Below are 23782 nucleotides of genomic sequence, written 5' to 3'. Positions count from 1 at the left end.
GGCGCTGCGCGCACGGCGCAGCCCCGGCACTCAGCGCGAACCGGCCCGCGTGGCCCCCGCCGGCCGTCCGCCCGCGCCGCTCGACCATCGCGGCAGCCGCAGCGTCGTCGCGAAGCTCGCCGCATGCAGCGCGCAAAGCAGGCCGAACGTCCACGCGTAGGCGGCCCCGTGCGTGCCGCCCGTCGACGCGGATTCGGTCTGCAGCCGCCACGCGAGAAACAGCGTGCACATCGTCGTGAACGTCGGGCCGCCGAGGCGCTGGACGATATTGAGCGACGTCGTCGCCATCGGCAGGTTGTGCCGCTCGACCGACGCATACGCGGCGGAAATCGACGGCGCGCCGATCGCGCTCTGGCCCATCCCGCGCAGAAACAGTGCGGGCACCAGCACGGCGGGATCGTAGCCGGCCAGCGCGAGATACACGAACGGCAGCGTCGCGGCGAGCGCGAGCAGCGCGCCGGCGGCGGCCAGCCGGCGCACGCCGAACCGGCTGGTCAGCGCGCCCATCGACGGATAGGTGACGAGCATGCCGAGCCCGAGCGGCGCCAGCAGCCAGCCCATCTCGCCGGGCGAGCGGCCGCACGCTTCGATCAGGAACACCGGAATCAGCATCTGGCCCGCGTAGATCGCGCCGTTCGACAGGAACTGCGTGGCCGCCGCCGCGCCGAACACACGCGAGCGAAACAGCGCGAGGTCGATCAGCGCACGCTCGCCTTTGCGCCGCTCGACGCGCAGGAACGCGGCGAGCAGCAGCACCGAACCCGCGATCGCGGCGATGCCGGGCACCGCGTCGATGCGTTCCGCGCCATACAGGAACAGCACGAGCGCCGGCGACAGCAGCGCGAGGCCGACCCAGTCGAGTTCGCGCCGCTGCGTTTCCTCGCGGTCGCCGGGCAGGAACCACACGGCCAGTGCCAGCGCCAGCGCGCCGACCGGCAGGTTCACGAGAAACAGCCAGCGCCACGACGCGTACTGCAGGATCGCACCGGCGACGACCGGCCCCAGGATCGGTGCGATCAGCACGGGTACCGCTGCATAGCCGATCACGCGCGCCATCTGCTGGCCGGCCACGCGCGCGATCATCATCTGCGCCATCGGCGCGAGCAGCCCGCCGCTGACGCCTTGCAGCACGCGGAACGCGATCAGCGACGGCGCGGACCACGCGAGCCCGCACAGCGCCGACGTCAGCGTGAATGCGGAGAAACACCACAGGTACAGCGCCTTCGCGCCGATGCGATCGACCAGCCAGCCGTTCAGCGGCAACACCAGCGTGAGCGCGAGCAGGTAGCCGCTCGTCACCCACTGGATCGTCGACAGGCTCGCGTGCAGGTCGGTCGCGAGGCTCGACAGCGAGACGTTGACGATCGTCGCGTCGAGTTGCGACAGCAGCGAGCCGAGCGTCGCGACCGCGCTGACTTTCCAGATCGACGGACCGAGCCGTCCGGCCGCATGGCCCGGCGCCGGCCGTGCGCGTTGGTCGCTCACGCGCCGCGCCGGTCGAGCAGCGCGAGGATCTCGTGCGCCAAGCCCGTCTCGCCGAGACGCGGGAACAGCCGATCGACGCTGTTCGTGTGCGCGTCCGCGTTGAGGTCGGTCATCGCGTCGACCGCAAGCGTCACGTTGTAGCCGAGTTCGTGCGCCTGGCGGGCCGTCGATTCGACGCCGATGCTGGTCGCGATGCCGGCCAGCACGATCTGCGTGACGCCGGCCGCCTTCAGGTGCGCGTCGAGATCGGTGCCCGTGAACGCGCCCCAGGTTTTCTTCGTCACGACGTGGTCGCCCGGCTGGCGGTTCAGTTCGGGCACGAGCTCGGCCCAGTCGGCCGGGAACGGATCCTTGCGCGGCGGCAGTTGCGTCCGGCCCGGTGCGCCGCCGGCGACGTTGACGAGCACGACCGGCAGGCCGCGGCTGCGGAAGGCGTCGAGCAGTTCGCGCGTGCGCTCGATCACCGGTGCGACCGGGTGGGCGGTGGGCAACGCGACGATGCCCTTTTGCAGGTCGATGACGACGAGTGCCGTATGCGTGTCGAGACGGGTTGTGCTCATGATGCGGATGCTCCGTGCATAGGGAGAGGGGACGCGTGCCGCACGGATGCCGCGCGGCACGCATGCGGGGTCACTGCTCGCCGATGCGTCGGATCAGCGGAATCGCGGCGGCGAGTGTGCGGATGTCTTCGGGGTCGAGCTTCTCGATCGCGGTGCCGAGCCACTTGTGCTTCGCGGTGTCGCGCTTGCGCCGTGCCGCCAGGCCGGCCGCGGTCAGCAGGAACAGGATCTGGCGGCCGTCGGTCGGATGCGGCTCGCGTTCGACGAGCCCGTCTTCCTCGAGACTCGCGAGAATCGCCTTCATCGACTGCGGCTTCATCGCCTCGGCGCGCGCGAGATCGGCGGTCGTCATCGGCCCCTGTCGTTCGAGCCGCGCGAGCGCACTCGTCTGCGACATGCCGAGCCCTTCGGATTCGATCTCGGCGCGCAGCCGCCGAATCAGCTGGCCGACCGCGAGGGTCAAGTCGGCGGCGACGGTGTCGGCGGAAATGCGGGGTGTGCGTGGCGGAGTCATGCGGCGGATCATAGAACACGACAGTTAAACTTGCAAGTTTAACTGTCTAGTTTGGCGGGCGTTCGTGATGCGCGGCGCATGACGTACGACGCACCACGCATCGACGCACCGACGCACGATGCGTCGGCGAGGCCGGGGGGAGGAACCGCGGGCGGAGGCTCGGCAACCGCCGATTGTCGGACCGTGGGCGGTGTACGGCCGGACGCTACGTGCGGCGCGGCAACGGAACCGGCACCGGCACCGGCACGACGTCGTTGTACTTCGGCGACGCATTCTCGTGCAGCAGGTCGCCGAGATATTGCGCGAGTTCGTCCGCGGCGAGCGCGGACGGAACGTGCAGGTTGGCCGGTCGCCGCTTGCCTTCGGCGCCGAGATCGAACACGGTCCAGCGGCCGTTCGTCCGCACGACGGCGAGCAGGCGTCCGAACGCGTTGAAACGGTATTCGTCCTGCATGGCATTGCTCCTTCGTGGATGAATGTGCCGGCCGCGCGCGTCGCGTTTACTGGATCGAGCAGGTGAGCCAGCGATGGATCTTCAGCGCATCGCTCGACACGCCGGCGCGGGTCGGCGCGCCGAGCAGCACGATCGTTTCGCGGCGGCCCTTCACGCGCATGCGCATCACGACGCCGTGCCCCGATTCGTTGATGAAGCCGGTTTTCTGCAGCCGGATCGGCAGGCGGCCGTTACGCACGAGCGGATCGGAGTTCACGTACAGCAGCTCGCCGTCGCCGGCCTGCACGGTGGTCGACGTGTCCGTCGAGAAAAAGCGGATCAGCGGATCCTGCGCGGCCGCGCCGACGAGCCGTGCGAGATCCTCGGCGGTCGACACGTTGTGCGGCGACAGGCCGGTCGGCTCGCGGAAATGCGTATGGCGCATCCCGAGCCGGCGCGCCTCGCGGTTCATCGCCTTTACGAACGCGGCACGGCCGCCCGGATAGTCGCGGCTCAGCGCGGCGGCCGCGCGATTTTCCGACGACATCAGCGCGATATGGAACATCTGGCGGCGCGACAGTTCGGCGCCGATCGGCAGCCGCGAACCGGTGAACTTGATCGTGTCGCGATCGCGAGAGGTGACGCGCAGCACGCCGTTCAGCGGCCGGTCCGCGTCGCGTGCGACGACGGCGGTCATCAGCTTCGAGATCGACGCGATCGGCCGCACCGTGCTTGCGTTGCGGGCCAGCAGCGGCGTGCCGGAGTCGACGTCGAGCACGTAGGCTGCGCGCGAATGTAGCGAGCTCACCGCGCGCGGGCTGTAGCCGCAGCTCGCGAGCAGGCGCGGCTGCGCGGCGGGGCGCGGGCGAACCGCGTTCGTGCGTTTCGCGCGCTTGTGCTGCGGTGCGGGCGCCGCGTGACGCTTGACCGCATGATGCGTCACGCGCGGGCGGCGGTGCTTGACGGCCTTGTGCTTGCGGTGGGCGGGTTGTTTCTTGATGACTTTCTCATGCGCATGGGGCGCCGCTGTGCGATGCGGCTGCGCACGCTGCGCCGACGCGTTCGTTGCGAACGCAAGTGTCAGGAACGAGAGGGCGATGAGCAGGGTGGTCCGGGCACGAGGCAGGCGCGCGATGAGGCCGGTCAAGCGAAAGTCTCCTTTTCACGCGCGTTGCGGCGGCGCGAAATGCGTGGGCGGTCAGCGGGTGCGGGAAATTATAAGGTCGATCGCGTGGCGATGACGATGGATGTGCGCGCAATGATGCGTGATGCACGTGGATTCATGCTGTTCCTTGGCTGTCAGCGGAGCAGCCGTATCCGGGCCATGCTCAGGGAAATGATATGTGACTCAAAGTTATGGACTACACCGAATGGCAATAATTACCTAATTGGATTGTGTTGGTAAATGTTACCTTTTTGAGCTGTAAATTTATTGAGATTAGTGGGTAGGCGCTCAGCACTGTCGTGTTGTTCGGAAAGACATTTATAATCAGCCCTCGGCAGAAACCCCACCTGAATACCAAACCAAGGGCAAGCTGCATGGGCCACACCGTACTTTATAAGACGTTGCGTCTGGGCAACGCGCAATACAATCGTCTAGTCAAACTCGACACGCCGCTTGGCGTCGATTGGTTATTGCCGCTCTACGTAAAAGGAACGGCCGAGCTGGGCCGCGATTATGAATTCGTGGTTGATGCGGTTTCGCCGCGCGGCAGTCAGATCGAACTCAACGCGCTGCTTGGCAAACCCGTCACGCTTTGGATTCAACAGACCGACGGCACGTACATGCCGATCCACGGTTACGTTCACAGATTCAGCCGGTTGGGATTCGATGGGACGTTGACCTATTACAAGCTGGCATTCTCGTCCTGGCTCTATTTCTTGCGGCTGCGTCGCGATATGCGCGACTGGCAGGAGCAGAACGGCGAGCAGATTCTGAGCGACGTCTTCAACGAGCATCCTCAAGCGCGCGGCGCGTTCCGCTACGATCTTCACAAGCCGCTGCCGTCTTATTCGAATCGAGTGCAGTGGGAATATGACCTGAACTTCGTCCACCGCAGCCTCGAAGAAGTAGGCGTGTTTCCGTACTTCGAGCAGGCGGACAACGGCCGGTCGCACATGATGGTCCTGACGGACGACGTCTATTTCGTCCCGCAACTGAGGCAGTCCATTGTCGAGTTCAGTCACACCGGGTTCAGTGGTGAAATGGACGGATTCGTGCAGTGGAAGGAGCAGCTTCAGATCGAAAGTGCTCAACTGACATCGCGCTCGTTCGACTACAAGCGACCTGATCTTCCGCGGCAGGTTCAAGGCGTCACCGATACGCAGAGCGAGTTGCCGACGGATGGCGAGGTCTACGACTACCCGGGCGCATACATGTGGTCGGACCGTGAGCAGGGCGAGCGCCTCGCGCAGATCCGACTCGAGGAGAGGAAGTCGCGAATGAAGCGCTTCCACGGAGTGGGCGGCTTGCGCTGCGCGATGCCCGGGCGGCGCTTCGAATTGCACGGCCATCCGGTCCATGACGCCGGAAGCCAGCCGGATCGTGAATTCGTGTTGCTCGGGGTGGACTGGCTGATTCGCAATAATCTGCCCGGTCTGGATGAGGTGGGGGATTTTCCCGACGGCCTGGCTGCGGAAATCGCGGAAGCGAAGGTGGGTGCGACGGTGAGCCACGCGGATGGTGGCGAAGGTTTCTTTCAGGTGACTGTTGAAGCGCAGCCACGCAACGTGCCGTTCCGCAGCCCGTTCGAGCACAAGAAGCCGGTCATGCAGTTGCAGAACGCGATCGTCGCGGGGCCCGGCGGAGAAGAGGTTTATACGGATTCGCTGAACCGCGTGAAGGTGTGGTTCCACTGGAACCGCCGCAACGGCCAGGATGAACGTGCGTCGTGTTGGGTGCGCCCGACCTTCCTTGATGCGGGTTCGAACCGTGGGGGGATTCAACCGCTACGCAAGGGCGACGAAGTGGTCGTCGGTTTCATGGAAGGCGACTGTGACAGGCCTGTCATTATCGCGAGGATGTACGGGGGCGCGACGCAGCCGGTGTGGCACACGAACGGCTTGCTGTCCGGTCAACGCTCGCGCGAGTATGGCGGCACCGGCTACAACCAGCTCGTAATGGACGACTCGACGCAGCAGAATCGGGTCCACCTTTACTCGAGCAGTTATCAGTCTCACTTGCACCTCGGATACCTGATCCAGCAGACGGACAATACGCGCGGCGCGTTCCTCGGCAGTGGTTTCGATCTCAAATCGGACGCCTACGGTGCCATTCGGGCGGGGCAGGGCTTGTTCGTATCTACCCATCCGACAGCGACGAACCAGCCGTTGAACGTAACGGCTGCGTCCGAGCAGTTAGCCAGCGCGGAAACCGTTGTTGATTTGACGTCGCAGGCGAGTTCGGCGAACCAGGCTGAGAGCCTGCAAGAGGGGCAGGATGCGCTTAAAAAGTTCACCGACGCGACGCACTATAGCGTGAGCGGCGGCGCTGGCAGCGGCGGTCGCACGGGCGGTGGCGGCACGGGCAATGCGAATGGCTTTTCGACGCCGATCATGCTGATGGCGAGTCCTGCAGGTGTGGGGCTGTCGACGCAAGAGTCGGCGCAGGTCACGGCGAACCAGCAGGTCAATATCGTCAGTGGCAAGAGCGTGCACGTGGCGGCGGGAAAATCGCTGATCGCGAGCGTGATGGAGAAGATCAGTCTGTTTGCGCAGAACGCTGGGATCAAGCTGTTTGCGTCCAAGGGAAAGGTCGAGATCCAGGCGCAGAGCGACGAAATGAAGCTCTCGGCGCTCAATGACGTGACGATTACCAGTTCGAACGGGAAAGTTGTTATCTCGGCAGAGAAAGAAATCTGGATCGGTGCAGGCGGCTCGTATATCAAGATCACGCCTGACCTGATCGAGAACGGCACCAGTGGCCAGATTCTGGAAAAGTGTGCGTCGTGGGATAAGCCGGGCGCATCGTCGATGCGCCTTCCTTCGCCGATTGCCAGCGTGCCGAAGGGGTGTGCCTGGAAGACAGCTTCGGCGTCCGCAGATAGCGCATCGAGCGTTGTGCTGGAGTAATGGATATGGACAACTCAGACGCGCCAGGTGTGGACGAATCCCGGGAGGCCGCCGCGATAGCTGCGGCTGTCAGCAGCTTGCGCACATATTTCAGCAAGCGGCCGGAGATGCACTGTTATCTCGTCGTCGATCCGAGCCAGCGGGATTTCACAAATGACGACGAGGAAGCCGAGCGGTTCCGGGAATTGACGCGTGCGATCGTGGAGATCAGGCACGACGCGTTTCCCGACAGTCACCGGCCATATCTTGTCGACTTGGACCTTGCTACGCCCGAAGGCGCTGGAGTTTTGGCGGAGAGTGTGAAGATTGCCTTCGAGGATCGTCGCCCGATGTCAATGGCCGAAGGACTGGGGCAGCGTGTCGGTGGATGGCTCGCCAGTGAGGCATCGTTGGATGCGGTCGCCGAGCATTGGGGCCGCCACGTTCTACAGTACAACGAGGACGGGCTGCCGTCTGTGCTGCGCTTCTATGATACGCGAGCACTCAGTTTGATCTGGCCAGTGCTTTCACAAGAGCAACAGCAGGCGCTGCTGGGGCCGGTAACGGTATGGCATGCGCTCGACGCGGGCGCCAAACCTCGCACGTACAGTGTGTCGGCAGGGTCACGTGCTGATCTTTCGTTGACGACGGAGCAATGGCAGCAGATTCATCGTCACGGATTGGTCAATAGAGCGCTTGCGTTGTATGCCATGAAGGTTGAACGTCAACCGGAATCATCCGAAGTTGCTGCGGCAGTCGCTGCCGCCGAGCGTGCGGAGCACTATGGACTCTTTGACCGGGACGATCGCGTGGCATTCATTGAGAATGCGCTGACATGGCATCCGCAGTTCGATCTACATCCGAAAGTGCTGCAGCTTTTGGGCGCGAGAGCGCCAGATAAGTTTTATACGGCAGCCGTTGGTGTATTGACAGAACAAGATGTCGCGGAAATTCGAGACGGTGCCTGGTACGAGCGATTGAGCGCTTCGTCGTTCCGTTGATTGGTGTTGGCAAAATTGCCTGAATTCGATACGAAGAGAGCGTATGGCAGCAAATAACCAGAAATGTGCCAACTGTGAGAAAACGGGGCTGCCGATCTTGCCGGTGCGGTACACCGTCCTGCCCAAAACGGTAAAGGCCAAGATGCCCGCCGGCATCGTCGGCGACCGTGTGACGAACGTCAGCCTCACCGAGCATCAGTATGGCCTCCGGACTTTGCGCGACGGTTGGCTCTATCTTTTCTACCCGGTAGGTGCACGTGGTACCAATTACTGGGAGGCATACAAGGTGACTGAAGACGGTAGGTTATGGAAGCAGTCGCGACCGCTGCCGTCGGTTCCGACGACCCATCCGAACTGTGCACAGTGTGCCATCGCCGTACCGATGGACGTCATCGCGATCGAGCAACCCGAACTGTGTACGGGCAAGGTCTATATCGCATTCTCGCAACTTGCATGGCATCCACGAACTTTCGATAAATACGAGGTTTACGTAGACTTGCGTGAACAACGCATGCAATGGATCGAGCCGTCAAAATGGATCGCTACCGGAAAGGATGGGACAGGCCACGCGGTCGTTGCAACGGAGTCGTCAGTTAACGATGTACTCGAATACATGCCGGGCCTGGATGCAAAACAGTTGGGCCTGTTTGACGACAAGCAGCGCTTTACTGCAGACGATGGTAGCTATCGAGAAGATCTGCTTGCCCGTGAGGTGTCGCGTTATCCTTTGAACATTCGGCAGGCATCGCCAGCATCGGCGAGCCAGTCGCTTGTGAAAATGATGGGCCACGTTGGAAAAACGGATGCAGGTGGAGGCGGGGCTACTTCGTCGACCTATCCCCCAATGCTGTTCGCTTTGTGGGATGCGGTTGGCAACGTTCACGAACTGAACGGCTTTCGAAACGACCCGGTGTCCTGGCTTGACCGATATGGGTCGCAGCAGGAACTCGGCATGAAAGTGATGGCCCTGAACGACATCGACACGGCCAAACGTATCGTCGATTCGCGTACGAAACAGAACCTCGCCACTCAGGAGGCCATGGCGAAAGAGGCGCATGCGATGACACCGCTCGGCTCGGCGACAGCCCGCGCGGGTTTGGCCGCGCAACGCACCAGAGCGCTGGCGGGCGCGGATGCGGCGCGTGCCCAAGAGATCAATGCGTATTATGACGATCTTGACTGGATGGCTGTCAATAACATTCCGGGGAGCTATCAGACGCGTCTTATCCAGATTGGCCGATTTAGTCGCGCGGGCAGCGCGAGTTCAAGCGCGCCCTACCTTGGCAAGTACCGCGATGAGATCATGGACGAAGCGCGTGAGTATGCGAAAGCGCAACCCGGGTTCCATGATCGCAATCTGGACAGAATGCAGAAGTCCGAATGGTCTAGGTACGAAGCCCGGCTTCAGCGCAAGCGGATCGAGGACTTCCGCAAGCCATACAAGAAATTGCAAGACACGGTGTTCCAATTGCAGGAAACGCGCAGCAACGATGTCGGAAAATGGTTGCGGGCGAAACTTCTTTCGGACACGCTGGAGGACTATTACTGCGACGATCTTAGTGACAGCTTCGAATTCGAGGTTGTGGTTGCAATGGCAATCGACGGGCTGGGGTCAACGCCCAAAGGACTTACGATTCTCGATGATCTGGTCGGGCGCTGGAAGCCGACGGACAAGGAAAGCATAGTGTGGCGGGCGGTTGCCATGAACCATCCAGCTGGGCGCGAGGAGCTTGAGAAACTGCTCGCCAGCGCGTTGGAGCACAAGGATAAGCCGCTGGAAGACGATGGTGTCAAATATGTCGTAACGGCAGTGAAGTACATCGGCAAACTGACCGACTACTATAAGAAATATTCGAAATTGGCGCTCGAGACAAACCCGGCGAAGATCTCGTACTTGGGAGCAATGTACAAGGAGCAAGGGCGTGACGTTCTGCTCATGAATATTGGTGATCGAGTCTTCGAAAAACTCCGAATCAATAAGTTGGGCGATTTTGTCGGTGAGAAGATTGTTCAGACGCTGTTTCTCCAGCGAGCGGGCATACCTGTCGAAGACGCGCTGACACTCGTCCGCAAGCAAGCCCTGTATGACAAAGTGAGTCGAAGCGAAATTTTGCAGCGCTTTCGTACGGCGCGAACCGTGTTAACGGCGTCGACGAAGGCGGGGCCAAACCCGGCCACCGAGTTGTATGAGGTATGGGAAAAGTTGAAGGCCGACAAGGACGCGAACGCGATGAAGGAACTTCGTCTCGGTCGCATCGCGGTGATTGCTGCGCTGTGTGAGTTGGTGAACTTCTGGCATCTGTTGTCGGAGTCCAAGGACGAAGATACCAACACCAAGCTGATCAAGTCGGGCGCATCGCTCAGTGCATCGATCATCACAATCACGATGACTCCGTATTACGGGGCGCTGAAGAAGGCTGTTCGGACGATGAGTTGGAAGATGGTGGGGGGCTTTTTGTCGGGAGCTGGGGCGTTTGCGGCGGCTTGGTTGGATGCTGGAGCAGGTAGCAAGAAGGAAAAGGCCGGTCAATACGATGTGATGGCAGTGTTGTTCGTGAAGGCGGGAATCGGGGTAGCGAGCGGTACGGCCTTTGTGATCGACGCTATTAGTACTGCTGCGCCGCTGTTCAAGAAACTGGCAGCCCGGTCCGGGAGTCGAGTCGTCATCATGGCGGTTGAGACCGTTGCGCCGCGAGTGGCAATGCTTGCTTCGCTCCGAGCGGTTAGCATGTTGATTACGTGGGAAGCGGCGATTGGGTTGTTTGCACTGCAAATACTTGCTGATGCCCTCACTCCGGACGAATTGGAGTCGTGGTGCTCTCGATGCGCATTTGGCACCGGGCGGGAGGCTATTCTGCGGGTGAAAGATCACAGTGTGGAGAGATATTCGGGCATGACGCAGCAGGAAAAAGACTTCGATAAGGCAATGACGGAGATGGCATGAGTCTGGAGCGTGAATATGCAGTTCAGAAGCTTCAAGGCACGATCAGCAAGTTGAGATGCCGGCGTCGCCAGCAAGACTTCGTCTTGAGTGAAGCACAGCACGCCTACATACAAGCGACGGCGGCCGGTGCAGCGTTGGCTGGCATGGGTGCATATGCAATCGGGTTGATTCAGTCTTCAGCGAACTCCGAAGAAGAGGCGGACTGGGTGGAGTTTGAACTCGACGGCAAGCAGATCGAGGGATGGCTCTGGAAGATGCCAATGAAAGAGGGTGACGAGGTGGAGATCGTAGCCGAACCGAGGCCGCGTGATCGCTACTTCGCCTACTCGATCCGAAGGGTCAATGATGATGTTGTCGCGGTTTATCCGCACGCGACAAAAGGTAGGTCAGCACTCTATCGATGGCTGATGACGATCATGTTGACTACGTGGGTGTTTTGCAGTGGCATTGTAACGGTCCTGATGTCCCGCGATCACGCGGGAGTTGATTTAAATACGCATATCTTAGTAATGGCCGCCGCATGGATTTTTTCGTTACTTGTTTTTTGGATATTATTTCACCGTGCCTATCTGAAGATGAAACGCTTTGCTAGACTGGCTGAAGTCATTTTCTCATGCTATGGCTGGAGCGATGTGCGCGGGATCAATCTTGTGCGTTCGTCGAAACAGATGAAGCCGGAGAAGCGAGATCTCGACTATGGCATTCACTACTTCCGCTATCGGCCTTGAGGTGCGGACGGCGGAGATGGCATGAGTTCTGAGCGAGAATATGCGGTCCAGGTGCTGCGAGGCACGATCAGCAAGCTGAAGTGCCGGCGTCGCCAGCAGGACTTCGTCTTGAATGAAGCACAGCACGCCTACATACAAGCGACGGCGGCCGGTGCGGCGTTGGCGGGCATGGGGGCATTTGCAATCGGGTTGATTCAGTCTTCAGCAGACTCTGAAGAAGAGGCGGACTGGGTGGAGTTTGAGCTGGACGGCAAGCTGGTCGAGGGATGGCTCTGGAAAATGCCGATGAAAGAGGGTGATGAGGTCGAGATTGTTGCTGAGTTGAGGCCACGGGATCGATACTTTGCCTACTCCGTCCGACGGATCAGTGATGATGTGGTGGCAGTGTATCCGCACGCAGCGAGAGGGAGGTCAGCACTTTATCGATGGCTGATGAAGATCATGCTGAGTCTATTTGTCCCTATTTTTGGGTTGTTGTGCATTCTACTATTCCGCGACGCCGATGGTGTTGAGCGAACGACGCTTGTAATATTCCTCGGCGTAACCGGCGTCGCCGCTCTAATGATTTTCTGGATACTATTTCACCGTGCTTATATGAAGATGAGGCACTTTGCTAAATTGGCCGAAGTCATTTTCTCGTGCTACGGCTGGGGCGATGTACGTAGGATCAATCTCGTGCGTTCGTCGAAGCAGATGAAGCCGGAGACTCGAGACCTCGAATATGGCATTCACTACTTTCGTTATCGGCCTTGAGGGGTGGATGGCGGAGATGGCATGAGTTCTGAGCGAGAATATGCGGTCCAGGTGCTGCGAGGCACGATCAGCAAGCTGAAGTGCCGGCGTCGCCAGCAAGACTTCGTCTTGAGTGAAGCACAGCACGCCTACATACAAGCGACGGCGGCCGGTGCAGCGTTGGCTGGCATTGGTGCATATGCAATCGGGTTGATTCAGTCTTCAGCGAACTCAGAAGAAGAGGCGGACTGGGTGGAGTTTGAACTGGACGGCAAGCTGGTCGAGGGATGGCTCTGGAAAATGCCGATGAAAGAGGGTGATGAGGTCGAGATAGTTGCCGAATTGAGGCCGTGTGGCAGGTACTTTACCTATTCAATACGGAGAGTTCGGGACGATGTGGTGGCAGTGTATCCGCATGCGACGAGGGGGAGGACGGCCCTTTATCGGTGGCTGATGAAGATTATGATGTGGTTTTTTGTGCCGATATACACCCTAATGTGCTTCATGTTGTCACGTGACGCCGATGGTATCGATAGGGCGACTCTCATAATAGTCTTGGGGGGTGCAGGTGCCTTTTCTCTATTGATATTCTGGATCTTGTTTTATCGCGCCTATCTGAAGATGAAGCACGTTGCTAGACTGGCTGAGGTCATTTTCTCGTGCTACGGCTGGAGCGATGTACGTAGGATCAATCTCGTGCGCTCGTCGAAGCAGATGAAGCCGGAGACTCGAGACCTCGAATATGGCATTCACTACTTTCGCTACCGCCCGTAAGGCAATCGACGATGATGAATCTCATCCGCATCGGTGACGACACCGACCACGGCGGCAAGGTGATCACCGGTTCATCGACGATGCGTTTCGACGGCCGTTTCGTTGCTCGCAAGGGCGACGAGGTATCCTGCCCCCAACACCCAGACGTCAAACCGAATTTGATCGAGGAGGGTGACGAATCGATGACAGATAACGGTGTTCCGATTGCCCGGCACGGTCACCGGGCGACCTGCGGCTGTCACCTGATTTCGAGCCTTACGTGACCTGGACGAATTGCGGCGCGACTTGATCGTTGAGGCTTCGGGGCAGGCAGTCAGGCGAGCATGATTGTGCCTGGCCGCGGCGTGCAACGTCGAATTTCCGCGCCTGTGTTAGCCGACATCACGACAAGTTGGACGAAACTCGTCACTGGCGCATGTACGGCGAAGAAGTGATCCATCACGACGATGAATGTGCTGAGACTGGCGGCGGCAAACGCTTGCTCATCGACCGTCAACGTCACTTCGAGACCTCGCACGAAGCTCGGCATCGGCTCTCCCGGAAGCCAGAGCCGCTTGACGCGATGGCTCAGATTCGTCAGTCCGTCGAGCAGGTTCGCGTATCCCGCAGAGTGAGCAGCGAATTGGCGGAACAGGCGCTTTAGTTCCACGAGCCCGGTGCGGGTCAATTCGATCGAGTGCGGGGCGAACTGCGTGATGAGCCGCCAAGCCGCATCACCTTCCTTCGACAATCGTGCGACTTCCGTCGGTGCGTCCAGCATCACGATGCGTGAAACCATCGTTCCCTGTTCGTTCACCAGATCACCGTCCTCGGCTCCGGCCCGCATCGCGCGAGGGAGACTGCCATTCGAGCAGGAGACATCCGCCGTTATCTGCTCGATCCCGGTGTCGGTCGCCGGTTGGCCGTCGAGTTCGACCAGGCTCAGCGCGGTTTCCTTTTTTCCCGATGGCGAGGCGGCGTTGTGTTGCTTGAGAACCCAATAGGGACCGGCCGGTTTGGCGGAACTGCCGTGCATGAGCGACGTGAACGGATGAATGATGTTCGCACCGGATCGGCTCGTGGTGGTGCGGACCGCGTCGACGGACCAGATTTCGACGCCGGCGGCATCCGTATTCTGGGATTGCACGGGGTACGTGTCCGTGATCGGATTCCGCTTGACTGGTAGCGACGTAAGCCGAAACAGGTTGACGATCGGCGTGCAAAAGAGCTTCAGATTGTCCGCCGACAGATTTTTCAGTCGCTGTGCCGTCCACGAATCCGGATGAACGCCACAAATCGCGAGATGCAATGTGAGCTGCTGGCCGGAACCTGCCGCATGCGCGAGCGCGGCGAGGTCGACGTCAATGAAATCGAATTTCTTCGGAAACGCAAAATATTCGCTCAGTAGCCGCAGGGCCGGCGGCCCGTCGTCTTCGTCGATCAGTTTCTCGGCGCCATCGAAGCCTACGGCGGTGAGCGGCGGTGTGGGCAGCATTGACCAGCGACGTTCGATGTTTTCGACGAAGGCCGCAACCGTGCGCATCGTCATCGTGTCCATTACTGCACCGACGACCTCGCGGGTGCCGTTGACATGGATGCGCAACGGGCTGGGGACGGCTTCGATGCGAAAGTCGGGCCGCGCAACCTCGAAGGTGATGGAGAGCAGGCCGGTCGTACCGGGAGGCAGCACGACGTCGGAGGGAGCCGCCGTAGCCGATGCGTAGCGCGCTGCCGAAATGCGCACAGGCGCCAGCGTGACGTCATATACGGTGCGGAAACGGCAGTCTTCTACCTTGCTTGCGAGTTCCGTGTCGCGGGCAATAAGCGATGGTTCGGTGAGCTTGTCGAACATGTCCGAGACATCGAACTGGGCAACTGCGCATGCCGGAACCGCTCGAAGATACTGGGGATACAGCATGCCGAGGAGCGCTTCGGCAAATTCAGGATAGTTGTCGTCGAGCCGATTGCCTATATCCGCGGCGAGGAGGGCGAACGACTGCAACATCCGTTCGATATGGGGATCTTCGGAATGGTCGCCGGAAATCCCCAGGCGAACGGCAATTTTGGGATAGCGTGTCGCGAAGGTTCCAATCGATCGGCGCAGTAGCGCGAGTTCTCGTTCGTAGTGCGGAAGCAGTTGATCCATTGCGTGAAGTGATGAACCTGCAAGGCGGCGAACCGATATATTCGCCGACTGTTTCGGTTGCGCTGAATGGTGTCGGGCACGCTAACGTCTGACGTTGCCATGATAACCGCTTGACGAAAAAAACCGTCGATCGACTCGGGGAATTCCAATTCCACGATCGGTGAATCCGAAACGGCTTTCTCGATTTCGTACTGCCGGTCACATATCTTTGTCGTACATGTCCCAACATGACGAATTACATGCGGTGCCGGGCCGTAGTCGCGCTTTGCGCGACGCAGTCGAAAGCATGGACCGGTTTGCCTGGATTCGACCCATCGCGGATTGAAGACGAAGCACCGCTTCGCCGGTGACTACCGGTCGCGGGCAGGACGGCGGCCCGAATTCACCGTTCGTGTCGACCGACGAGCAGATCAGCATCCATCAAGAGAACCTTGAGGGGATCGCGATGCACGTGGCCGAATGTCGTCGTTGCCGCGCAACGCTGGAGATGGCGGTACGACGCTACAAACCGATGACGATGAATGTTCGACGGGGGCACACCGCAGTAGGTGGCGTGGTTCAGCGCGGCCAGTTCCGCCGCGACACTACCGCAAAGCTGATCGCGATCGAACCCGTCACGGTGCGTGCCGGCGCGTCTTCGATCGCATCGCCGATGCGAAAACGGCGGCTGCGTCCGTCGCTGTGACCGGCACGATGCTTCGTTGCGCGTGCATCGGCCGTGACGACGGCATCGCACGATGTATCAGCCGAGCACTCGGCCGCTTGATCAAGAGACATGACAGTGAATTCCGGGAAGGGCATGTCCGTATTGAACGTTACGCCATTCGATCAGTAAAATGAATGTTTCGATCGATACGATTCCTTTTAAGAATGGAATTGAAACTGCTGCGCACCTTCCTGACGGTCACCGAGCTCAGCCATTTCAGCCGCGCGGCCGACACGTTGCACATGAGCCAGCCGGCGCTGAGCAAGCAGATCGGCGCGCTCGAGGCGAGCCTCGGCGGCAAGCTGTTCGAACGCGGCAGGCATGGCGCGGAGCTGACCCCGTTCGGTGAACGCTTCCTGCCCGACGCACAGGCGCTCGTGCGCGATGCCGACGAAATCCTCGCGCGTGCACGGGAGGCGACCAGCGGGCAACGCGGCCATCTGCGGCTCGGCATCTGCCTGTCCGTGCTGACGCTCGTGCCGAAACTCGTCGCGGAATTCCGGCGCCGCAATCCGGGTGTCGCGGTCACGCTGAGCGACCTGTCATCGTCCGAGCAAACCCGTCGGCTGCGCGCCGGCAAGCTCGACGCCGGGTTCCTGCGTTTGCCGTCGGATGAAGGGTTGTCGTCGTTCAAGGTGATCGACGAGGCGCTCGCGCTCGCGGTTCCGCCGCACCTCGGCTTCAAGCGGGTGCCGGCCGATCTCGACGTGCTCAACGAGATCGGCTTCATCGCGCTGCAGCGCGCACGCGGCCCCGGGCTCGCCGCGCAGATCGACCGGTGGTGCGTCGAGCGGCACTTCGTGCCGCAGGTCACGCAGCAGGCGGAGGACGTGCAATCGGTGCTCACGTCGGTCGCGGCCGGGGTCGGCGTCGCGTTCATTCCGTCGCACGCGCAGTACCTGCTGCGCGACGCGACCGTGTTGCCGCTCGCCGGCAGGGACGCGAAATGGCGCGTCGGGCTCGCGTGGCTGTCCGGCCGCGACGATCCCGTGACCACGCGTTTCGTGTCGTTCATGCGCGCCGCGATCAAGGGCGCATGACCGGGCGTATAGTGTCCGCGATCGCCTTCCGCCCGAATGCCGGCCCGGCGCCGGCTCACGAACCCGAACCGATGACTTCAGAACCCGATGACTCCCCGCTCGATCCCGCACTCGTTGCGACGCTCGCGACGCTGCATGAAGCCGCGACCGATCCGTCCGGCAAAACGTGGTCGCTGCCGAAGATCGCGAAGCGCACGCAATTGCCGATGAGCACGCTGCGCCGCGTGCTGACGCAGCTCGACGCCGCCGGCCTGAGCGCGACGACGCTGAACGACGACGGCACCGGCAGCGCCGCCTTGACCGAAGAGGGGCGCGCCGTGTGCACGCAACTGTTCGGTGCGAGCGACCGCGGATGAAAAAACGGGTCGCCCGAAGGCGACCCGTGATATTGCGGTTCGACATGCTGCGTCGGCCGCAGCGGCACGGCATCACCACCGCGCCGTCACCCCACCCATGACGGAATGACGGTAGGTCTGGTCGTTCAGCCCATGCCGGTAGCCGACGTCGAGATCGAGCCAGGGCTTCGGCGAGTAGATCGCGCCCGCAATCACGAACGCCGGATTCGCGCCAGCCGTGCTTTCGGTGTTGCGCGACAGGCCGATGTCGGCCACGAGCTGCACCTTGTCGGTCGCCTTGTAGAGCGCCGCGGCCGACACGGCCCAGACCGAGCGCAGGTCGCCCTGGCGGTTCGGCTGGTACGCGAGGCCCGCATTCGCGAGCAGCGAGAAGCGCGCGACGTCGGCTTGCGCGAGCAGCGTGGCGCCGGTGCCGACGCGTCCTGTGCCGAGCCCGCGACTGTCGTTGCCGGTCGGCATCGTCACCGTCGGTTTCAGCGCAAGCGATAGCGGCCCGCGTTCGACGAAGCGCCACTTCATGCCGATCTCGACGTCGCCGATGCCTGCGCCGTGTTCGTCGGTGCGCGTTTGCAGATGCGTGTAAGGCGCGTTCACGTAGAGATCGACGTGCTCGCCGAACCCGCGCGTGAGCGTCGCGTTCCACAATTGATGGCGGCCGTTTTCATCCTGTTTCGAGGTTTCCTCGCCGTTGAACTCGAACTGCCAGTTCGCGTCGCCCTGCGTACCCGTGTCGTCGCTTACGAGCGGATGGGCCGCGTACGCGTACAACGGCGCGAGGAGGGTGCTCGCGGCCGCGAGCGAAAGCATTCTTTTCATGAAGTCACCGTTGTTGCGTCGTGGGCGGCCGGCCCGCGCGGGCCGGCACGCCGTCGTTTCGGAGGCAATCAGAACCACTGCTTGTAGCGACGCACATAGATCGTCTTGACGATCTGCGCGAGCAGGATGTAGCCGACCATCGTCGCCGCGAGCCACAGCCAGTAGGTGCCCGGCAGGTGCATGAAGCCAAGCGAATCCGCGAACGGCGAGAACGGCAGCCAGCAGCCGATCGCGATCGCGGTGAACGTCGACAGCAGCACCGGCAGCGCGGCCGTGCTCTGCAGGAACGGGATCTTCTGCGTGCGCAGCAGGTGCACGACGAGCGTCTGCGACACGAGGCTCTCGATGAACCAGCCCGAGTTCATCACGATCTGGCCGCCCGAACCGCCGTGCAGGTGATACATCGCGCCCGCGCCGAACACGGTCCACATCAGCACGTAGGTCGTGATGTCGAACACCGACGACGTCGGCCCGACCCACAGCATGAAGCGGCCGATGTTGCCGGCTTCCCACTTGCGCGGCTTCTTCAGGAACTCCGGATCCATCTTGTCCCACGGCAGCAGCATCTGCGACGTGTCGTAGATCAGGTTCAGCACGAGCAACTGGGTCGCGAGCATCGGCTCCCACGGCAGGAACGCGCTGGCGACGAGCACCGAGAACACGTTGCCGAAGTTCGAGCTCGCGGTCATGTTCAGGTACTTCAGGATGTTGCCGAACGTCTCGCGGCCCTTGATCACGCCTTCCTCGAGCACCATCAGGCTCTTTTCGAGCAGGATGATGTCGGCCGTTTCCTTCGCGATGTCGGCGCCGCTGTCGACCGAGATGCCGACGTCGGCGTCGCGCAGCGCCGGTGCGTCGTTGATGCCGTCGCCGAGGAAGCCGACCGTGTGGCCGTTCGCCTGCAGCGCCTTCACGATGCGCGCCTTCTGAAGCGGCGTGAGCTTCGCGAACACCGTCGTGCGTTCGACGACCTCGGCGAGCGTCGCGTCGTCGAGGGCCTCGATTTCGGCGCCGAGCATCGGTTTGCCCGGTTCGAGGCCGACCTGGCGGCAGACCTTCATCGTGACGGTCGGGTTGTCGCCCGTCAGCACCTTCACCGACACGCCGTTCTCGCGCAGCGCGGCGAGTGCCGGCGCGGCCGATTCCTTCGGCGGATCGAGGAAGGTCAGGAAGCCGCGCACGACGAGATCGCGCTCGTCGGCGGTGCGGTATTGTTCGCGTTCGTCGCCGCGCGGGATCGTGCGCGTCGCGAGCACCAGCACGCGGAAGCCGTCCTCGTTGTACGCGTTCGCCTGTTCGAGCAGCCGCTTGCGTGCGACGAAGTCGAGCGGGCGCACGCCGTCCTCGTCCTGCACGTGGGTCGACACCGCGAGCATTTCCTCGACCGCGCCCTTGCAGATCAGCTGGTGCGTGCCGTGCGTGTCCTCGACCACGACCGACAGGCGACGCCGCACGAAGTCGAACGGCAGTTCGTCGATCTTCTTGTAGCCTTGCGGCTTCACGCGCTCGCCGATCTCGTCGGCGCGCGCGACCACCGCGAGGTCGATCAGGTTCTTCTGGCCGCTCTGATGAAAGCTGTTCAGCCAGCCGAGCCGCAGGATGTCCTCGTTCTTGTGGCCGGACAGGTCGAGATGATGCTCGAGGATGATCTTGTCCTGCGTGAGCGTGCCGGTCTTGTCGGTGCACAGCACGTCCATCGCGCCGAAGTTCTGCACCGAGTTCAGCCGCTTCACGACGACCTTGCGACGCGCCATCGCGATCGCCCCGCGCGCGAGGTTCGCGCTGACGATCATCGGCAGCATCTCGGGCGTGAGGCCGACGGCCACCGCGAGCGCGAACGTGAGCGCGCTCAGCCAGTCGCCCTTGGTCAGGCCGTTGATCATGAACACGATCGGCACCATCACGAACATGAACTTGATCAGCAGCCAGCTCACGCTCGCGACGCCGCGGTCGAAGCTCGTTTCGATGCGCTTGTGGCTCACGACGTTGCGCGCGAGCGAACCGAAGTAGGTGTCTTCGCCGGTCGCGACGACCACGGCCGTCGCGGTGCCGCTCACCACGTTGGTGCCCATGAAGCACACGTTCTCGAGATCGAGCAGCGACTTCGACGCGCCGTTCGCGGCGGCTGGCGTGCCCGTCGCGCCTGCGCTGCCCGTGCCGGCCGACTTGCCGGCGACCGCGCCGAGCGTGTCGTATTTCTCGACCGGCAGCGCTTCGCCGGTCAGCACGGCCTGGCTGATGAACAGGTCGCGCGACGCGAGCAGGCGCACGTCGGCGGGGATCATGTCGCCGGCCGACAGGTACACGATGTCGCCGACCACCACTTCGCGCATCGGCACCTCGCGGCGCGCGGGCTCGGACACGTCGGTCACCGCGCGCTGCACGGTCGCCGTCGTACGGACCATCGCCTTGAGCTTTTCGGCCGCGCGCAGCGACCGGAACTCCTGCACGAAGCGCAGCAGCGCGCTGATCGTGACCATCGTCAGCAGGATCGTCATCCCGACGAAGTCGCGATCGCCGGGCGCTGCGAAGTAGACGTCGGTGCAGAAGCTGATCGTGGCCAGCACCAGCAGCACGTAAACGAACGGATTGTGGAACGCGTGCAGCAGCTGGCGCGTCCAGTGCGGCGGCTTGTCGTGCGCGATCTCGTTCGGACCGTTGTGCTGCAGGCGGTCGGCGGCCTGGTCGTAGGTGAGGCCGCGCGTGCTGGTGCGCAGCGACTTGAAGGTTTCTTCGAGCGGGCGGGCCGCTTCCTGCGCGGCGCGCATGTTGCGCGGTTCGTTCTGCTGACCGGGGCCGGCGTTGATGAAGCCGCGCTGTTTCTTTTGCGATGTTTGCGAAGTGTTGTGTTGTGTCATGAGTCGCTCCTTGCGCACGAGGCGGCGGGCGGGGAGCGACCGTGACGTCAGCGACGCACGAGCGCTCCCCGCCGCGTCGCGTCAGGCGCGATCGGCTGTGGATCGGTGAAGGGGGGAACGCTCGCCGGCGCGCGGAGTGCGGCCGAAGGATCGATGCGCGGCGTCGCACCGGCGAGCGGTAATCGACTACTGTCGTCCGAGTTCATCTGCACTCCTGTCGGTTGCGAGTAGGCGGCACGGGCGATCGGCAGCCGCGCACGCACGAGGGCGCGCGGCCGGCCGGCACGCGAACGGAACACGCACGCAGCTTGCGCTGCGCGCAGCACGAACGTACGCACGCTGCAACGCAGGGTTGCGCAGCGCGGACATTCGGCGATATCGAAAAAATTCGGCGGGGGATTCTGGCCGGTCAGGCCGGAAGGACGCCGCATCCTGCTTCCCGGGATGCGGCAGAAGACGAGGCTCTGCGCGGTTTCCTCAGGCAGCAGTCAAGTTGGTCGAGGACCAACTACAACTCGCATCGGTGTTCACAGAACACTCCATGTAATCAGACGGGGGCGATGGTAAAGGCTCGTTGTGCGAAGCGTCAACCCTTTTGTCGGGAGATGTTTGCGAAATGTTATCGGCGCGATGCTGGACAGTCGGGCCGCCGGACTGCAGAAAACGTACAAGCCGCGCGCATGCCATATTGGCCTGCGCGCGGCTGCCTGCGTCGAGAACGGGCCGCTTACCTTACTGCGTGGCCGACGCGACCGCGGTTCCTGCATCGAGAATGCCCGAGCCTGCCGGCAACGCGGTGCACGGCGTACTGGCCGCCAGTTTCGCCGCGTGCGTGCCGCTCTTCAGCTTCTGCTGGATCTGCGTGGGCGTCAGGTTGCCGTTCACCGCGAGCATCAGCGCGGCGACGCCCGTCACCTGCGGCGTCGCGAGGCTCGTGCCGCTCGCCAGGCCGTAGGTGTCGCCGTCCGGCGTCGTCGTGCCGCTGTTGGCCGTCGACAGGATGTTGACGCCCGGTGCGCTGAGCGTGATGTTGGTGCCGAAGTTGCTGAACGAGGCGCGGCGGCCGGCTGCGTCGTTGGCACCGACGCTGATCACGCCGCTGCAGTTCGCGGGCTGGTCGAGCCCGGTCGACAGGCCGTCGTTGCCGGCGGCGACGACGACGGTGACGCCCTTCGCGTTCACGTCGTCGATCGCCTGCTGGAACGTCTTGCTGCAGGTGCCGACGCCGCCGAGGCTGAGGTTGATGATTTTCGCCGGCGTCGGGTTGTTCGGTACCCCGGTGACGGGAATGCCGGCCGCCCAGCGCATTGCGTCGGCAATGTCGCTCGTCACGCCGCCGCATTTGCCGAGCACGCGCACCGGCAGAATCTTGCCGAGCCACGATACGCCGGCGATGCCGATGCCGTTGTTGGCGGTCGCGCCGATCACGCCCATCACGCGCGTGCCGTGCCAACTGCTGGTGTTCGGTTCGCTTTCGCAGTGGTAGTACGGGCCGCTCGCGTTGTCGAGTTCCTGTTGCGTGACCCAGTCGCCCGGGTCGCTCGCGTCGGGGCCGCGCGACAGGCCGTTGTTGCTGGTGTTGACGCTGGTGATGAAGCTGTAGCCGGGCAGCAGGTTGCCGACGAGGTCGGGGTGCGGCCGATAGCCGGTGTCGAGCACGGCCGTCACGACGGTCGGCGAGCCATTGGTCTGGTTCCACGCGGGCGGCAGATCGGCGCCGGCGGTCGGGTCGGACAGATACCACTGCTGGCCGTAGCTCGGGTCGCTCGGCGTGTCGCGGACCTTCATCGGATGATCCGGTTCCGCATAGTCGACGTCGGCGTCGGCGGCGAAGGCCTCCGCGAGCGCCGCCGCGTCGGCGGCAGCGACGCGCTGGCCGAGCGAAAGCACGGCCGCGCCGTTCGAGGCCGTCCGCTCGACCTGCACGTTCAGCGGCGTCGGCGCGGCCGCATACGCACGCGCGGCGCCGGTTGCCGTCGGCGCCGTCCAGCGTGTCAACGAACGCTGGATTACCGCGTCGAGCCGCATGCCGTCGTCGATGGCCGCTCTTGCGTTCGTGGCCGTCAGCGTCTTCAGCCTGACGATCAGGTGATCGACCGGCGGCTCGTCGGGCGTGGTCTGGGCGGCCATTTGCGTGGCGGCCTGCTGCGACGTACACGCGTTGCTGCCGGAATTGGTGGGCGGGGTCGTCGGAGCGGGCGCGGGGGCCGGCGTCGGGGCCGGTGCCGTGTTGGTCGGCGACGGGTTGCTGCCGTCGCCGCCGCCGCCGCCTCCGCCGCAGCCGGCGATCGGGAGTAGGGCGGCGGCGGACAGCATGCCGGCGAGCATGCGCGCATGGGCCGAACGGGCCAGCGCGAAATTGAAACGTTTGGCTTTCATGTTGAAAGTCGATCCTCGGAGATAACCGTCGTGCCGGCGGTGGTGCCTGGTCCGGCGCACACCGGACCTTGTTTTTTGTCGGGCGCGCGCAGGGCTCCTGCGACGCGCCATGCATTGGGTAACGGCTGATGAGGCGGCTTCTTGAATATGTTTTGTGTGAAAAAGGTGCGAGACGCAAACGATTGCGTTGCTGGGTTGCAGCACGAACACGCGTTTGGAACGGGTGATTCGTTCATGGGGTGCAAGATTGCAGGCGGCCGACCCGGCGAAACGTGCGGCAT

Annotated in this window: 19 protein-coding genes; 10 read left to right on the top strand and 9 right to left on the bottom strand. The window is 62.6% G+C overall.

Annotated features, from left to right (window positions below; all coding sequences use genetic code 11):
* Positions 1 to 30: 30 nt before the first annotated feature.
* The 5 genes from U4Y91_RS24640 to U4Y91_RS24620 all read right to left on the bottom strand — a co-directional run bounded on the left by U4Y91_RS24640 (position 31) and on the right by U4Y91_RS24620 (position 4139).
* The gene (locus U4Y91_RS24640) at positions 31 to 1485 is read right to left on the bottom strand and encodes a DHA2 family efflux MFS transporter permease subunit (RefSeq protein ID WP_321807262.1); all 1455 of its coding nucleotides are present in this window, start codon (positions 1483 to 1485) and stop codon (positions 31 to 33) included.
* Entirely contained in the window at positions 1482 to 2045 is a 564-nt protein-coding gene (locus U4Y91_RS24635; protein WP_321807261.1) for a cysteine hydrolase, read from the bottom strand. Before U4Y91_RS24635 ends, U4Y91_RS24640 begins: the two co-directional genes overlap by 4 nt.
* Before the next feature lie 70 nt (positions 2046 to 2115).
* Positions 2116 to 2571 (bottom strand): MarR family winged helix-turn-helix transcriptional regulator, encoded by a 456-nt coding sequence (locus U4Y91_RS24630; protein ID WP_321807260.1) that lies wholly within the window; start codon positions 2569 to 2571, stop codon positions 2116 to 2118.
* Between the two features lie 193 nt (positions 2572 to 2764).
* Positions 2765 to 3013, bottom strand: coding sequence for a hypothetical protein (locus U4Y91_RS24625; RefSeq protein WP_321807259.1), 249 nt, complete (start codon positions 3011 to 3013; stop codon positions 2765 to 2767).
* Positions 3014 to 3059: 46 nt separating this feature from the next.
* The gene (locus tag U4Y91_RS24620; protein ID WP_321807258.1) at positions 3060 to 4139 is read right to left on the bottom strand and encodes a serine hydrolase; all 1080 of its coding nucleotides are present in this window, start codon (positions 4137 to 4139) and stop codon (positions 3060 to 3062) included.
* 392 nt (positions 4140 to 4531) lie between these two features.
* Here U4Y91_RS24620 and U4Y91_RS24615 point away from each other — a divergent pair, with 392 nt between their 5' ends.
* The 7 genes from U4Y91_RS24615 to U4Y91_RS24585 are packed head-to-tail and all read left to right on the top strand — an operon-like array spanning position 4532 to position 13484.
* Positions 4532 to 7063: a type VI secretion system Vgr family protein gene (locus tag U4Y91_RS24615; protein WP_321807257.1), complete on the top strand. Its 2532-nt coding sequence runs from the start codon at positions 4532 to 4534 to the stop codon at positions 7061 to 7063.
* 5 nt (positions 7064 to 7068) lie between these two features.
* Complete coding sequence (locus U4Y91_RS24610) at positions 7069 to 8043, top strand: DUF4123 domain-containing protein (RefSeq protein ID WP_321807256.1); 975 nt, start codon at positions 7069 to 7071, stop codon at positions 8041 to 8043.
* A gap of 43 nt (positions 8044 to 8086) precedes the next feature.
* The gene (locus U4Y91_RS24605; protein WP_321807255.1) at positions 8087 to 10987 is read left to right on the top strand and encodes a T6SS effector BTH_I2691 family protein; all 2901 of its coding nucleotides are present in this window, start codon (positions 8087 to 8089) and stop codon (positions 10985 to 10987) included.
* On the top strand, positions 10984 to 11715 hold the full coding sequence (locus tag U4Y91_RS24600; RefSeq protein WP_321807254.1) for a putative type VI secretion system effector: 732 nt from the start codon (positions 10984 to 10986) through the stop codon (positions 11713 to 11715). Before U4Y91_RS24605 ends, U4Y91_RS24600 begins: the two co-directional genes overlap by 4 nt.
* 21 nt (positions 11716 to 11736) lie before the next feature.
* Positions 11737 to 12468 (top strand): putative type VI secretion system effector, encoded by a 732-nt coding sequence (locus U4Y91_RS24595; protein WP_321807253.1) that lies wholly within the window; start codon positions 11737 to 11739, stop codon positions 12466 to 12468.
* A gap of 21 nt (positions 12469 to 12489) precedes the next feature.
* On the top strand, positions 12490 to 13221 hold the full coding sequence (locus tag U4Y91_RS24590) for a putative type VI secretion system effector (RefSeq protein WP_321807252.1): 732 nt from the start codon (positions 12490 to 12492) through the stop codon (positions 13219 to 13221).
* Positions 13222 to 13232: 11 nt separating this feature from the next.
* On the top strand, positions 13233 to 13484 hold the full coding sequence (locus U4Y91_RS24585) for a PAAR domain-containing protein (RefSeq protein WP_321800506.1): 252 nt from the start codon (positions 13233 to 13235) through the stop codon (positions 13482 to 13484).
* A 50-nt stretch (positions 13485 to 13534) separates the two neighbouring features.
* Here U4Y91_RS24585 and tssF read toward each other — a convergent pair whose 3' ends face one another.
* Complete coding sequence (gene tssF / locus U4Y91_RS24580; protein ID WP_321807251.1) at positions 13535 to 15346, bottom strand: type VI secretion system baseplate subunit TssF; 1812 nt, start codon at positions 15344 to 15346, stop codon at positions 13535 to 13537.
* A gap of 391 nt (positions 15347 to 15737) precedes the next feature.
* Here tssF and U4Y91_RS36785 point away from each other — a divergent pair, with 391 nt between their 5' ends.
* From U4Y91_RS36785 to U4Y91_RS24565, 3 genes are all read left to right on the top strand, one after another.
* Positions 15738 to 16031 carry a hypothetical protein gene (locus U4Y91_RS36785; RefSeq protein ID WP_415750490.1) on the top strand — a complete coding sequence of 98 codons (294 nt, stop codon included), beginning with the start codon at positions 15738 to 15740 and terminating at the stop codon, positions 16029 to 16031.
* A 185-nt stretch (positions 16032 to 16216) separates the two neighbouring features.
* Positions 16217 to 17092: a LysR family transcriptional regulator gene (locus tag U4Y91_RS24570; protein ID WP_321807250.1), complete on the top strand. Its 876-nt coding sequence runs from the start codon at positions 16217 to 16219 to the stop codon at positions 17090 to 17092.
* Positions 17093 to 17163: 71 nt separating this feature from the next.
* Positions 17164 to 17448: a transcriptional regulator gene (locus U4Y91_RS24565; RefSeq protein ID WP_321807249.1), complete on the top strand. Its 285-nt coding sequence runs from the start codon at positions 17164 to 17166 to the stop codon at positions 17446 to 17448.
* Between the two features lie 72 nt (positions 17449 to 17520).
* Here U4Y91_RS24565 and U4Y91_RS24560 read toward each other — a convergent pair whose 3' ends face one another.
* From U4Y91_RS24560 to U4Y91_RS24550, 3 genes are all read right to left on the bottom strand, one after another.
* Positions 17521 to 18264, bottom strand: a complete 744-nt coding sequence (locus tag U4Y91_RS24560) for a transporter (RefSeq protein WP_321807248.1) — start codon at positions 18262 to 18264, stop codon at positions 17521 to 17523.
* 68 nt (positions 18265 to 18332) lie between these two features.
* Complete coding sequence (gene mgtA, locus U4Y91_RS24555) at positions 18333 to 21122, bottom strand: magnesium-translocating P-type ATPase (RefSeq protein WP_321807247.1); 2790 nt, start codon at positions 21120 to 21122, stop codon at positions 18333 to 18335.
* A gap of 732 nt (positions 21123 to 21854) precedes the next feature.
* Positions 21855 to 23501, bottom strand: coding sequence for a S8 family peptidase (locus U4Y91_RS24550; RefSeq protein ID WP_321807246.1), 1647 nt, complete (start codon positions 23499 to 23501; stop codon positions 21855 to 21857).
* Positions 23502 to 23782 lie beyond the last annotated feature (281 nt).

This window comes from Burkholderia sp. BCC1993 (assembly GCF_905339865.1).
Taxonomy (GTDB): domain Bacteria; phylum Pseudomonadota; class Gammaproteobacteria; order Burkholderiales; family Burkholderiaceae; genus Burkholderia.
Note: the sequence above shows the minus strand (reverse complement) of the source record. Positions and strands in the feature narration are given on the sequence as shown.

Bases quoted from the DNA above. Each gene is read 5' to 3' on its own strand.
- U4Y91_RS24635 (WP_321807261.1), bottom strand. From the start codon at position 2,045: ATGAGCACAACCCGTCTCGACACGCATACGGCACTCGTCGTCATCGAC.
- U4Y91_RS24630 (WP_321807260.1), bottom strand. From the start codon at position 2,571: ATGATCCGCCGCATGACTCCGCCACGCACACCCCGCATTTCCGCCGAC.
- U4Y91_RS24625 (WP_321807259.1), bottom strand. From the start codon at position 3,013: ATGCAGGACGAATACCGTTTCAACGCGTTCGGACGCCTGCTCGCCGTC.
- U4Y91_RS24615 (WP_321807257.1), top strand. From the start codon at position 4,532: ATGGGCCACACCGTACTTTATAAGACGTTGCGTCTGGGCAACGCGCAA.
- U4Y91_RS24610 (WP_321807256.1), top strand. From the start codon at position 7,069: ATGGACAACTCAGACGCGCCAGGTGTGGACGAATCCCGGGAGGCCGCC.
- U4Y91_RS24605 (WP_321807255.1), top strand. From the start codon at position 8,087: ATGGCAGCAAATAACCAGAAATGTGCCAACTGTGAGAAAACGGGGCTG.
- U4Y91_RS24600 (WP_321807254.1), top strand. From the start codon at position 10,984: ATGAGTCTGGAGCGTGAATATGCAGTTCAGAAGCTTCAAGGCACGATC.
- U4Y91_RS24595 (WP_321807253.1), top strand. From the start codon at position 11,737: ATGAGTTCTGAGCGAGAATATGCGGTCCAGGTGCTGCGAGGCACGATC.
- U4Y91_RS24590 (WP_321807252.1), top strand. From the start codon at position 12,490: ATGAGTTCTGAGCGAGAATATGCGGTCCAGGTGCTGCGAGGCACGATC.
- U4Y91_RS24585 (WP_321800506.1), top strand. From the start codon at position 13,233: ATGATGAATCTCATCCGCATCGGTGACGACACCGACCACGGCGGCAAG.
- tssF (WP_321807251.1), bottom strand. From the start codon at position 15,346: ATGGATCAACTGCTTCCGCACTACGAACGAGAACTCGCGCTACTGCGC.
- U4Y91_RS24570 (WP_321807250.1), top strand. From the start codon at position 16,217: ATGGAATTGAAACTGCTGCGCACCTTCCTGACGGTCACCGAGCTCAGC.
- U4Y91_RS24565 (WP_321807249.1), top strand. From the start codon at position 17,164: ATGACTTCAGAACCCGATGACTCCCCGCTCGATCCCGCACTCGTTGCG.
- U4Y91_RS24560 (WP_321807248.1), bottom strand. From the start codon at position 18,264: ATGAAAAGAATGCTTTCGCTCGCGGCCGCGAGCACCCTCCTCGCGCCG.
- mgtA (WP_321807247.1), bottom strand. From the start codon at position 21,122: ATGACACAACACAACACTTCGCAAACATCGCAAAAGAAACAGCGCGGC.
- U4Y91_RS24550 (WP_321807246.1), bottom strand. From the start codon at position 23,501: ATGAAAGCCAAACGTTTCAATTTCGCGCTGGCCCGTTCGGCCCATGCG.